Origin of the sequence: Phytopseudomonas straminea, assembly GCF_900112645.1 — a bacterium.
Classification (GTDB): Bacteria; Pseudomonadota; Gammaproteobacteria; order Pseudomonadales; family Pseudomonadaceae; genus Aquipseudomonas; species Aquipseudomonas straminea.
In genome coordinates, this window is record NZ_FOMO01000005.1 from 19,996 (window position 1) to 30,987 (window position 10,992).

Below are 10,992 nucleotides of genomic sequence, written 5' to 3' on the forward strand. Positions count from 1 at the left end.
AGGCATGTTAACCGAGCTGCGGCACCTTGCCAGCCAGCAATTGCCGAAATAGCGGCTGTCTCGCGCTTGTTCGTGGGCAATAGAGCGGCTCTGCAGACTGGCCGTAACAATCGCGAGCCGTATAATGCCCGCCACTTGCATAGCACAACGGACTGGTCATGACTCAACAGCAACCTATCGCGGTATTGGGGGGCGGCAGCTTCGGAACCGCCATTGCGAACCTGCTGGCGCAGAACGGCTACCGCGTTCTGCACTGGATGCGCGACCCCGTACAGGCTGAGGCCATTCGTACACAGCGCGAAAATCCGCGTTACCTCAAGGGCGTCAAAGTGCTCGACGGTGTAGAACCGACCACCGACCTGCCGGCGGTACTCACAGCCTGTGAGTTGGCTTTCGTGGCGCTGCCGTCTTCTGCCTTGCGCCAAGTGTTGCAGCCTGTGTCGGGATTGCTGGCCGGCAAGCTATTGGTCAGCACCACCAAGGGCATAGAGGCGCAGACCTTCAAACTGATGAGCCAAATCATCGAAGAGGTCGCGCCAAAGGCGCGCATCGGCGTGCTGTCGGGGCCGAATCTGGCCAAGGAAATCGCCGCACACACCCTGACCGCCACCGTGGTTGCCAGTGAAGACGAAGAGCTCTGCCGCAGGGTGCAGGAGGTGCTGCACGGACGTACTTTTAGGGTCTATGCCAGTGCCGATCGCTTCGGCGTCGAGTTGGGTGGTGCGCTGAAGAACGTCTACGCCATTATGGCCGGTATGGCGGCAGCGTTGGGCATGGGCGAGAACACCAAAAGCATGTTGATCACCCGGGCGCTGGCGGAGATGACTCGGTTCGCCGTGCACTTGGGCGCCAATCCCATGACCTTCCTGGGCCTGGCCGGGGTGGGCGATCTGATCGTCACCTGCTCTTCACCGAAAAGCCGCAACTATCAGGTCGGGTTCGCCTTGGGTGAGGGGCTGAGCCTGCAGGAGGCTGTCGATCGTCTTGGCGAGGTGGCCGAAGGCGTCAACACCATCAAGGTGCTCAAGGCCAAGGCTGAAGAGCTGCAGGTGTACATGCCGTTGGTGGCCGGGTTGCACGCCATTCTGTTCGAAGGGCGCACCCTCGACCAGGTGATCCAGGCACTGATGCGCGCCGAGCCCAAGACCGATGTCGACTTCATTTCAGCCACGGATTTCTGAGGACAATCTTTATGAGTGATCACTCCAAAGGCGAGCCCATCGGCCTGCGTCTCGTCTGGATGCTGCTGTTTCTGTTCGTCTGGCAACTGGCCGAGCTGCTGCTGGCCGGCGTTGTGTTGCTGCAGCTCAGCTATCGCTTGATCTATGGCGCGCCGAATGCCGGCTTGCTGAGCTTCGGTGACAGCCTCAGCCAGTACCTGGCGCAGATCGGCCGCTTCGGCACGTTCAACACCGAAACCAAGCCCTGGCCGTTCGCCGACTGGCCGGCTGCGCGCCCTGCGCAAGGCGAGGCTGCGCATCGCGTGCCGCCGGCGCCACATCCGGTCCGCGACGAGGAGCCGAAACTATGAGCCAGCCGGCATGAAGCTCTGGTTGTTGCGCCACGGCCAGGCCCAGGCCCAGGCGCGTAGCGATGCTGCCCGTGAGCTGACGGCCCATGGCCGTGACGAAGTGTGCCAAGCCCTCGAACATTTGCGTGGTCGTTCGCCTGCCATTCTGGTTAGCCCCTATGTGCGGGCCCAGCAGACGGCTGCGCTGGTGCACGACGCATTGGCCTTGCAGGCGCCTATGCAAACCGTGCCCTGGCTGACACCGGACAGCGATCCGCGTGACAGCCTGGCCAGGCTGCAGCAATTGTCCGGAACTGAACTGCTGCTGGTTTCTCACCAGCCCTTCATTGGCGCCCTGGGTGGCCTGCTGGTGCATGGCCATCGTCAGCAGCCACTGGCGATGCATACGGCCAGCCTGGCACTGCTCGAAGGCGAGGACCTGATTGCCGGGCTGATGACACTCCAGTTGCTGGCGCACCCTGAGCTGCATTGATCAGCCCACCCACAACAACAAGAAGGATCGACCATGAGCATCTGGCGTCAGACACCCAACCTCGACGAACTTAATGCCGCCCAGCGCAATACCATTGGTGAGCTCTTGGACATCCGCTTCGAATCCTTCGATGATGAGTCGATCACCGCCAGTATGGCCGTCGATTCACGGACCCATCAGCCCCACGGCCTGCTGCATGGCGGCGCCTCGGTGGTGCTGGCCGAGAGCCTGGGTTCCACGGCCAGTTACCAGTGCATCGATACCGAGAAGTTCTTCTGCGTGGGCCTGGAGGTCAATGCCAACCACCTGCGTGGGCTGCGCAGTGGGCGCGTCACTGCGGTGGCCAAGGTCGTGCACCTGGGCCGTACCACCCATGTCTGGGATATTCGCCTGAGCGGCGATGACGGCAAGCCCAGCTGCATCTCGCGCCTGACCGTGGCCGTCGTGCCCCACGGTAGTCAGCCGCCTGAGCGTGGCTAAGAACCTGTTCAAAGTCTGCTGCGCGTCGGCACTGCTGCGTTAAAACAGGCTCGGACTGCTCATTTACAGCTCGTAAACTCCGCGTCCTCGCCTGTTTTCGCCTTGCATTGCTCTAGCTCGCGAGACTTTGAACAGGCTCTAAGCGCCGGAGCAGGGTTGGCCGGAGCGTCGTGCTTCCTGACCGTTACAGGCGTTGTCGGCCTGGCAAGGCTGGCTGACAATCCCAGCACTGCCTGCCACCTGTGCGATTGCCATGGATCAGCTCATCTTCTTCGCCCACGCCAACGGTTTTCCTTCGGCCACCTACCGCAAGCTGTTCGCGGCGTTGGCACCGGAGTACCAGGTGCAGCACCTGGCGCAGCATGCCCATGACCCGCGCTTCCCAGTGAATGACAACTGGAGCAACCTGGTCGACGAGCTGATTCACCATCTCGAACAGTGCGCTGGGCCGGTGTGGGGCGTAGGCCACTCGCTGGGTGGTGTGCTGCATTATCATGCGGCGTTGCTTCGCCCGGATTTGTATCAGGGCGTGGTCATGCTCGACTCGCCGGTGCTCAGCCGCGTCGACCAGTTGGTGATTCACGCGGCCAAGCGGTTCGGCTTTATCGACCGGCTCACCCCAGCCGGGCGTACCCAGGGGCGGCGCGAGGCCTTTGTCGACGGTCATGAGGCGCGTCGTTACTTCGCTGAGCGTACGCTGTTCAGCCGCTTCGACCCTGAATGCCTGGACGCCTATGTCGAGCACGGTCTTCACCCGGGTGAAGAGGGCCTGCGCCTGCGTTTCGAGGCCGCTACCGAAATGAGCATCTACCGGAGCGTGCCGCATATCAGCCCGGGGCGGCCGCAACAACTCAAGGTGCCGCTGGCGCTTGTAAAAGGCGCCGAGAGCCGTGTTGTGCTCGCCCACCACGGGCGCATGGCACGAAGGGCGCCACGCGGCGAATTTTTGATCATGCCCGGCGGGCATATGTTTCCCCTCGAACACCCGGATGCCACGGCGCAGTTGCTTCGGCGCCTGTTCGCCCGCTGGCAGCAACCTCGCGAGACGATGCAGTGACCTGTATCCCCGAAGAAATACGCTTGCACCTACCGCATATCGAGCTGACCGCTCAAGTCTATGGGCCGCCCGATGGACATCCGGTCATCGCCCTGCATGGCTGGCTCGACAATGCGGCGACTTTCGCGCGGCTGGCTCCAAAATTGGCGGGCATGCGTATCGTCGCCGTGGATTTTGCCGGGCACGGTCATTCGGCGCATCGCCCATCGGGTGCCGGTTATGCCCTGTGGGACTACGTGCACGACGTACTGCTGGTCGCCGAGCAGCTTGGTTGGCCCCGCTTCAGCCTGCTTGGGCATTCCATGGGTGCCATCGTTTCGGTGCTGCTGGCGGCCACCTTTCCCGAGCGCGTGCAGCGCCTGGCGCTGATCGACGGGCTGGTGCCGCCCACCGTCGAGGCCGATGGCGCAGTCGCTACCCTGGCGGAATCGCTGCGTGGGCGCCTGACCTTGTCCGCCAAGCGCAAGCCGGTCTATCCCGACATCGAGCGAGCTGCCCAGGTGCGCCAGCGCGGTGTCGGACACGTCAGTTTCGAGGCGGCGATGTTGTTGGCGCAGCGCGGCCTGATGTCGGTGCAGGGCGGGCTGACCTGGCGCACCGACAGCCGCCTGACCCTAGCCACGCCCCTGCGGCTGACCCATGCCCACGCGCAGGCGTTCGTCACCGCGCTGCGCTGCCCGACCTGCCTGGTGCTGGCCGAACAAGGGCTGCTGGCGACACGGGATGGTCTGGCTGACTTGCTGGCGCAGACGGAAATCAGCGTCGAACGCCGGCCCGGCGGTCACCATCTGCATCTGGATGACGAGCAGGGTGCACAACTCGTAGCAGACTGTTTCAAAGCATTCCTGAGCGCGCCTTGACGGCCCGTGGCAACTGGGGAAAGGTGTCGGGCACTGCCATGGAGATCTGCATGACCGACCTGTTCACCGTCGCGCCGGATGCGCTGCCCACCTTGCCTGCTTACTTGCAAATGCCTGCTGCTATCGGGGGATCGGCATGCGTCTGAGCTACCTGTTCGCGCTGATGCTCGTCAGCCCTCTGGCCGGCGCCGATGTGGCTGGTAGCCGCGATCTCGATGTGTTGCCGCGTTTCGCCGGCAGTGAAATTGTCACCTTCAAGGAAGAGGCTGAGCAGGAGCGCGTGTATCCCCAGGGAACCGTACGCCGCATCAGCGGGCGCCTGCGGTACGAGCGTGAAGTGCTGGTGCAAGGCGCGCTTACCGCCGTTACCTATGAGTTGCCGGGAACCCACAGCGCCAATGAGGTGTTCACTCAGGCTCGCGAGGCATTACAGGATCAGGATGCTCAGTTGCTGTACTGGTGTCAGGGTCGCGAATGCGGCTCCAGCAGCCTGTGGGCTAACTCGGTATTCGGCAATTCCACACTCTATGGCTCGGATGACCAGCAGGCCTACGCCTTGCTGCGCCTGGCCGAGCCGCGCCATGACAGCCTTGTGGCGCTTTACAGCATCACCCGCGGCAATCGCCGTGCTTACCTGCATGCCGAGCTGCTCAAGGCCGGGCAGCCGTTGGCCAAGGTGCTGCCGACCCCGGCGACTCTTTCTCGGCAACTCAAGAGCACTGGCACGCTGCGCATGCCCGAACGGGACCAACCCAGCCCCGAGTGGGCGGAGGTGCTGGCGCGCAGCCTCAACCTCGACAGCACCTTGCGGGTCAGCCTGTCCGGGGTGAATGCCGAGGCCTGGCGTGAGGCGTTGATCGACGATCAGGTCAGGGCCGCACGCTTAGAGATCGGCGAAAGCACCGGCGACGGTTTGCGTATCGACGTGCTACGTTGAGCGCGCCTGCGTTGGGCCTGAGTCTGGTTTGCTGGAAGTCCTGAAAAATGCCGAATAACGACCGCTTGCTGGTGCAGATCCTGCTCCTGGGGCTACTGGGTGCCAGCCTTTGGGTGCTGGCGCCGTTCTGGTCCGCACTGTTCTGGGCGGCCGTGCTGTCGTTCGCCAGCTGGCCGGTCATGCGCTGGCTGACCCGTGTATTGAAAGGCCGGCAGTCGGTTGCCGCCGCCTTGCTGACCGGAGTGTGGATCGTGCTGGTGGCGGTGCCGCTGGTGATGCTGGGCTTCAATCTCGCCGACCATATCCGTGACGCCACCGCAATGCTCAAGGACTTTCAGGTCGATGGCCTGCCGCCACCGCCAGGCTGGCTGGCCTCTGTGCCCCTGGTCGGCGACCGCCTGGTGAGTATCTGGGAAACCCTGGATCAGCAGGGCTCGGCACTGTTCGCCACGGTGCAGCCCTATCTTGGGCAGGTCGGCAACTTCCTGCTGGTACGCAGCGCCAAGATCGGCGGCGGCTTCCTGGAACTGGCCTTGAGCCTGATTCTGGTGTTCTTCTTTTATCGTGACGGCCCGCGTCTGGCTGCCTTCGTCGAAAGCCTGCTTGAGCGGCTGATCGGTGAGCGCGCCCAGCATTACCTCGAGCTGGTCGCCGGTACGGTACAGCGGGTGGTCAACGGGGTGATCGGCACTGCGGTGGCGCAAGCGCTGCTGGCCTATATCGGGTTCATGATCGCCGGCATTCCTGGTGCGCTGGTGCTCGGTGTGCTGACCTTCGCCTGCAGCCTGATCATGGTGCCGCCTCTGGTCTGGGGGCCGGCGGTAGGCTGGCTGATCTGGCAGGGCGAGATCGGCATGGCGATCTTCCTGGGCATCTGGGGCTTCTTCATCATCAGCGGCGTGGACAACATCCTCAAACCCTACTTGATCAGCCGCGGCGGCAACCTGCCGCTGGTGGTGGTGCTGCTCGGCGTGTTCGGCGGCATCCTGGCCTTCGGCTTCATGGGGCTATTCCTCGGCCCGACTCTGCTGGCCGTCGCCTACAGCCTGCTCAGCGACTGGGTCGCTCACAAAGCACCGGCTGGCCTGCCGCCCCGTGAGGAGCGCCGGCCGCCGTTGTGAGGGCGAGTCGGCTCAACGGTCGCCGCGCTCGTATTTATCGAGGGTATCGCGAGCGATCTGCCGGCCCAGCATGATCAGTTCCGGCGCCTTGTAGAACTCGAAGAAGCGGCACACGCGTTTGGGCACGTTGATCAGGATATCCGGCGGATAACCGGCGATCTTGTATTGCGACAGCGACGTCTGCATCACCTCGAAACTCTGGTTGATCAACTCCAGCAGCGATGCCGGGCCTGCCATCTGTGCGACCCGCGAACCACTTGCCGATTTGGGGGCGCTGTCGTCTTGCGGAGCAGCGACCGGTTGTTGGCCGTGAGGGTCCGCCGGTTCCTGCAGCCAGAGGTCGGGCTGCTCCGGCGCTTCGGGCAGCGCAGCGCCTTGGAGAAGCAATGGATCGTCCTCACCGCCCTTGCGGCGCAGCGACGGTAGCCGTGAGCCCAGCGATGTCATCATTTGGTCGAAGCGGCCCTTCAGGGCAGCGGGGCGTTCGATGACGGGCAACTGATAGTGCTGCTGATGGGCCGAGTTGAGGTTCACGGCGATGATCAGGTCGCAGTGGCTCGAGACCACCGGCACAATGGGCAAGGGATTGAGCAGGCCGCCATCGACCAGCATGCGCTTTCCCTGAATGACCGGGGTAAACAGGCTGGGAATCGCCGCCGAGGCGCGCATCGCCTGATGCAGGCAGCCTTCCTGAAACCAGATTTCCTGCTGGTTGGTGAGGTCGGTGGCCACTGCCGTGAACGGGATGTTCAATGACTCGATGTTGATCTCGCCGACGATATCGCGAATGCGCCCGAACACCTTCTCGCCGCGGATGGCACCCAGGCGAAAGCTGACATCCAGCAGGCGCAACACATCTAGATAGTCCAGGCTCTGCGTCCAGTCGCTGTAATCCTTGAGCTTGCCGGCGGCGTAGATACCGCCGACCACCGCCCCCATCGAGCAACCGGCAATGCAGCCGATCTCGTAGCCACGTGCTTCCAGCTCTTCGATGACGCCAATATGCGCGTAACCACGCGCGCCGCCCGAACCCAGTACCAAAGCCACTTTCTTGCTCATTCAGCTCTCCCTGATTCGTACTGCAACGGCAACGCAATTTGCGCTGTGCAGCACGCTGATAGTGGCACTTTTTCTCTAGCCTATCGTCATAAACAACACCGGTGACCTGATTGCCGGCCAACCTCTGGAGTATGCGACATGAAAGCCTGGATTCTTTTACCGATTGCGCTGTTGGCGGGCTGCTCAGCGACCACGACCTACCGCGATAGTTGTGCAACCCAACTCGATGCTGCCTGGCGTGAACTGGATCTGGCCAAGGCCGAAGGTTTTGCCGGTACGGTCAGCTACTCCAAAGCGGCCTCGTTGATGACCGCGGCGAAGACCCAGCAGCAGTTCGAAGCCTATCGTGGCTGTACCGACAAGTCCGAGAAGGCGCGTTTCTATATTCGCGAGTCCCGAGCAGGCCGTTGAGTCGTGTACTGGAGTAAGCTGGCGTCAACCTGACTGCCGGAGACCCTCATGCTGCTCGATTTCGCTGACCTGACCCCGCTGGATCGCTACCGCTGGCTCGCGTCCACCGTGACACCCAGGCCCATTGCCTGGGTGTCCAGCATTTCCAGCGAGGGGGTAACCAATCTCGCCCCCTTCAGCTTCTTTCAGGTGATCAGTGACGAGCCGGCGACGTTGATGGTCAACGTCGGCAACCGTGACGACGGCGCATTGAAAGACACCCTGCGCAATGCTCAGGAAACCGGCGAGCTGGTCATCCACCTGGTCTCTTTCGCCCAAGCAGAAGCCATGAACGCCAGCGCAGCGATCCTGCCGCGCAGCACCAGTGAGTTCGTGCATTGCGGCATCGACTCGCTGGCGAGCACGCGCGTTGCACCGCCGCGGGTGAAAGGCGCTGCGGTGGCATTCGAGTGCCGCGTCGCGCAGATCATGGGCTATCCGCAGGCGCAGCCCAATCATCATCTGATCTTCGCCGAAGTGCTGCTGGCGCATATTAGTGACGAGGTGCTCAACGAGAGAGGGCGCGTCGACCCGCAGCGTCTCGATCTGGTCGGTCGCTTGGGTGGCGCTGCCTACAGCCGCACCCGCGATACCTTCGATCTGCAACGCCCGCTCTGATTTATTAGTGGAGTTTGATCCGTGAGCGCGGCGTGCGCTCATTGGCGTGGGTGCTGATTTGCGCCGGCGCCTCGCGACCCGCCTGCAGGTGAGCGTGCCGGTAACAGATGCGGTAGCCGTCGAATCAATCGCGGCTGGTCAGCAACAGCGTGTCGCGCTCGGAGCTGCTGTCGACCTAGCAGGCGATGTGCATCGTATGATTGTCCCACCGATGCCGGCTAGCCAAGGTGCAGCCCGATTCCAGAGCCGCCGCCTTGGTGATTGCGATGTGCTGCTTTCGCCCGACCAGTTCTTCGATAACCAGCAACATTCTGAAAACGACATCTTTTTAGTCAAAACCACCTGACGCCTCGCTGCTGGCTTGTCGCCATTAGTTGCGTGCCTCACTGTTGCGATCATGAGGGCATCCGCCCAGCACGAGAGGGTCGACAATGGTTTCTCTTCGCGGCTTGGCCAGTCTGGCGACGGCGGCCAAATTGTCCATGGGCTTCGGGGTGGTGCTGGTGCTCACCCTGGTAGTGGCGGCTACCGGGTTCTTTGCGCTGCGTGATGTCGGGGCGCGTTTTACCCTGCTCGAGCATTTCAGCGACATCAACGACAAGGTCGCGCAGATGCGCCGTACCGAGCAGGCCTTCATCATCACCGGCGATGCCGCCCAGACCCAGCACCTGCACGAGCAGGCGCAGGCGATTCGTGAGCAGGTGGCGCAGTTCAGCGAGCAGGTGGCTGGCGAGGAGCGTCAGGCCTTGCAGCAGGTCGATGGTGATATCGCCGAGTACGTGCAGGTCTTCGACCGCTATGTGGAGCAGAGCGACAACATGCGCCTGTCCCTGGATGCCGCCAAATGGCTGGTGGTCGGTGCGGCCAACAGCCTGGATCTGCTCAAGGACGGTTTGGCCGAAGACGGCGTTTATTCCCTCAAGGACAGCCAGGGAACCGAAGGCGCCGACTCCATCACCCAGGCCGGCAGCATTGGCAAGGTACATGTGTTGCTTCTACAAGCCCTGGAGCAGGCCCGCGTGCTGCTGGAAAACAGCCGCAGCAGCGGCGAGGTGCCGACTACCGCCATCCAGGAAGCTGTCGATGCGCAAAAACAGGCCGCCGAGTTGCGTGATGCGTTGCGTGATCCGGGGTATCGCTCGGTGCTGGCCGAGGTGGTCGGTAATATCGACTCTTTCAACCAGCGGCTGCAGGAGTACACCGGGCTGTTGCAGCAGCAACAGCAAGAGCACGCCAAGCTGGTCGAGCGGGCCGACAAGGTGGTCGAACTGGTCAGCCAGGCCTATGCCCAGCAGAAGGCCGCCGTGCATACCCTGGTGCGCACCAGTGCGCTGCTGATTCTGGTCGCCGCGGCGGCGGCCCTGGTGGTCGGCCTGCTGGCGACGCTGATCATCACCCAGGTGATCGTGCGACCGCTCAAGCAGGTCACAGCCGTGGCGCAGCGCATTGCCGCCGGAGACCTGAGCACCGAGATCGAGGTGCAGCGCAGCGACGAGATCGGCCAGTTGCTGTTGGCCATGCAGGGTATGTCGCGGGATCTGCGTACCATGGTCGGGCGCTTGCAGGATGGCGTGGCGCAGCTTTCCACCTCGGCGCAGACCTTGTCGTCGGTCACAGAGCAGGCGCGTCAGGGTGTCAGTGGCCAGAAGGAGGAGACCGATTTGGTGGCCACCGCGATCACGCAGATGGCGGCGACGGTTCACGAGGTGGCGCAGAATGCCGAACAGGCCGCTGTCTCCACCGCTCAGGCCGATTCGCGGGTCGATGCCGGCAGCGAAGTGGTACGGGCGACCCTGCAGCGTATCGAGCAACTAGTCGCGGCCATGGCCGTCACCCGGCAAGGCATCGAACAGCTCAGCCAGGACACCCGCAATATCGATGCGGTGCTGGAAGTCATCAAGAGCGTGGCGCAGCAGACCAACCTGCTGGCGCTCAACGCGGCCATCGAGGCGGCGCGGGCGGGTGAGCAGGGGCGTGGGTTCGCGGTGGTGGCCGACGAGGTACGTGCGCTGGCGCGGCGTACCCAGCAATCCACCGAGGAGATCGAAGGTCTGCTGGGCACGCTGCGCGCCGGCGCCATCCGTTCGGTTGCCGATATGCGCCAGAGCGATGAACTGGTCGAGCAGGTGGTGCATGACGCTCGGCATACCCAGCAGGCCCTGGCCGGGATTGCCGATTCCGTCGCAGTGATCCACGGCATGAACCAGCAGATCGCCGCCGCCGCTGAGGAGCAGACTGCGGTGGCCGAGGACATCAACCGCAGCGTCACCTCGATTCGCGACCTGGGCGAGCAATCCGCTGCGGCCATGGACGAGAACGCCGGCTCCAGCCAGCAATTGGCGGCGCTGAGCCGTGAATTGCAGGGCATGGCCGCGCACTTTCGTCTCTAGCCGCTCTGCACTGCGGC

At 63.2% G+C, this 10,992-nt stretch carries 13 protein-coding genes; 12 read left to right on the forward strand and 1 reads right to left on the reverse strand.

Features of this window, described 5'->3' with window-relative positions; translation table 11 throughout:
* The first annotated feature begins 158 nt into the window (after positions 1-158).
* The 8 genes from BM279_RS13170 (at position 159) to BM279_RS13205 (ending at position 6,458) form a co-directional block, all read left to right on the forward strand.
* Positions 159-1,181 (forward strand): NAD(P)H-dependent glycerol-3-phosphate dehydrogenase, encoded by a 1,023-nt coding sequence (locus BM279_RS13170; protein ID WP_093504335.1) that lies wholly within the window; start codon positions 159-161, stop codon positions 1,179-1,181.
* Between the two features lie 11 nt (positions 1,182-1,192).
* Entirely contained in the window at positions 1,193-1,531 is a 339-nt protein-coding gene (locus tag BM279_RS13175) for a DUF4389 domain-containing protein (protein ID WP_093504337.1), read from the forward strand.
* A 10-nt stretch (positions 1,532-1,541) separates the two neighbouring features.
* The gene (gene sixA, locus BM279_RS13180; RefSeq protein WP_093504339.1) at positions 1,542-2,003 is read left to right on the forward strand and encodes a phosphohistidine phosphatase SixA; all 462 of its coding nucleotides are present in this window, start codon (positions 1,542-1,544) and stop codon (positions 2,001-2,003) included.
* A gap of 33 nt (positions 2,004-2,036) precedes the next feature.
* Positions 2,037-2,483 (forward strand): hotdog fold thioesterase, encoded by a 447-nt coding sequence (locus tag BM279_RS13185; protein ID WP_093504341.1) that lies wholly within the window; start codon positions 2,037-2,039, stop codon positions 2,481-2,483.
* 253 nt (positions 2,484-2,736) lie between these two features.
* Positions 2,737-3,540, forward strand: coding sequence for an alpha/beta fold hydrolase (locus BM279_RS13190; protein ID WP_093505084.1), 804 nt, complete (start codon positions 2,737-2,739; stop codon positions 3,538-3,540).
* The gene (locus BM279_RS13195) at positions 3,537-4,400 is read left to right on the forward strand and encodes an alpha/beta hydrolase (RefSeq protein WP_093504343.1); all 864 of its coding nucleotides are present in this window, start codon (positions 3,537-3,539) and stop codon (positions 4,398-4,400) included. Before BM279_RS13190 ends, BM279_RS13195 begins: the two co-directional genes overlap by 4 nt.
* 136 nt (positions 4,401-4,536) lie before the next feature.
* Positions 4,537-5,337 carry a DUF4892 domain-containing protein gene (locus BM279_RS13200; RefSeq protein ID WP_093504345.1) on the forward strand — a complete coding sequence of 267 codons (801 nt, stop codon included), beginning with the start codon at positions 4,537-4,539 and terminating at the stop codon, positions 5,335-5,337.
* Between the two features lie 47 nt (positions 5,338-5,384).
* Positions 5,385-6,458 (forward strand): AI-2E family transporter, encoded by a 1,074-nt coding sequence (locus BM279_RS13205; protein WP_093504347.1) that lies wholly within the window; start codon positions 5,385-5,387, stop codon positions 6,456-6,458.
* 12 nt (positions 6,459-6,470) lie between these two features.
* Here the strand turns inward: BM279_RS13205 and BM279_RS13210 are convergent, their stop codons facing one another.
* Positions 6,471-7,517, reverse strand: coding sequence for a patatin-like phospholipase family protein (locus BM279_RS13210; RefSeq protein WP_093504349.1), 1,047 nt, complete (start codon positions 7,515-7,517; stop codon positions 6,471-6,473).
* Between the two features lie 138 nt (positions 7,518-7,655).
* Between BM279_RS13210 and BM279_RS13215 the strand changes: the two genes are divergently transcribed.
* From BM279_RS13215 to BM279_RS13225, 4 genes are all read left to right on the forward strand, one after another.
* A complete protein-coding gene (locus BM279_RS13215; RefSeq protein ID WP_093504351.1) occupies positions 7,656-7,928 on the forward strand; it encodes a hypothetical protein in 273 nt (90 codons plus the stop codon).
* A 48-nt stretch (positions 7,929-7,976) separates the two neighbouring features.
* The gene (locus BM279_RS13220; RefSeq protein WP_093504353.1) at positions 7,977-8,585 is read left to right on the forward strand and encodes a flavin reductase family protein; all 609 of its coding nucleotides are present in this window, start codon (positions 7,977-7,979) and stop codon (positions 8,583-8,585) included.
* Between the two features lie 94 nt (positions 8,586-8,679).
* Positions 8,680-8,931, forward strand: a complete 252-nt coding sequence (locus BM279_RS23175; protein ID WP_167363141.1) for a hypothetical protein — start codon at positions 8,680-8,682, stop codon at positions 8,929-8,931.
* An 85-nt stretch (positions 8,932-9,016) separates the two neighbouring features.
* Entirely contained in the window at positions 9,017-10,975 is a 1,959-nt protein-coding gene (locus BM279_RS13225; protein ID WP_093504355.1) for a methyl-accepting chemotaxis protein, read from the forward strand.
* Positions 10,976-10,992: the final 17 nt, after the last annotated feature.

Excerpts from the sequence above, each read along its gene's own strand:
- BM279_RS13200 (WP_093504345.1), top strand. The coding sequence starts at position 4,537 with ATGCGTCTGAGCTACCTGTTCGCGCTGATGCTCGTCAGCCCTCTGGCC.
- BM279_RS13185 (WP_093504341.1), top strand. The coding sequence starts at position 2,037 with ATGAGCATCTGGCGTCAGACACCCAACCTCGACGAACTTAATGCCGCC.
- BM279_RS13220 (WP_093504353.1), top strand. The coding sequence starts at position 7,977 with ATGCTGCTCGATTTCGCTGACCTGACCCCGCTGGATCGCTACCGCTGG.
- BM279_RS13175 (WP_093504337.1), top strand. The coding sequence starts at position 1,193 with ATGAGTGATCACTCCAAAGGCGAGCCCATCGGCCTGCGTCTCGTCTGG.
- BM279_RS13210 (WP_093504349.1), bottom strand. The coding sequence starts at position 7,517 with ATGAGCAAGAAAGTGGCTTTGGTACTGGGTTCGGGCGGCGCGCGTGGT.
- BM279_RS13190 (WP_093505084.1), top strand. The coding sequence starts at position 2,737 with ATGGATCAGCTCATCTTCTTCGCCCACGCCAACGGTTTTCCTTCGGCC.
- BM279_RS13170 (WP_093504335.1), top strand. The coding sequence starts at position 159 with ATGACTCAACAGCAACCTATCGCGGTATTGGGGGGCGGCAGCTTCGGA.
- BM279_RS13205 (WP_093504347.1), top strand. The coding sequence starts at position 5,385 with ATGCCGAATAACGACCGCTTGCTGGTGCAGATCCTGCTCCTGGGGCTA.
- BM279_RS13225 (WP_093504355.1), top strand. The coding sequence starts at position 9,017 with ATGGTTTCTCTTCGCGGCTTGGCCAGTCTGGCGACGGCGGCCAAATTG.
- BM279_RS13215 (WP_093504351.1), top strand. The coding sequence starts at position 7,656 with ATGAAAGCCTGGATTCTTTTACCGATTGCGCTGTTGGCGGGCTGCTCA.
- sixA (WP_093504339.1), top strand. The coding sequence starts at position 1,542 with ATGAAGCTCTGGTTGTTGCGCCACGGCCAGGCCCAGGCCCAGGCGCGT.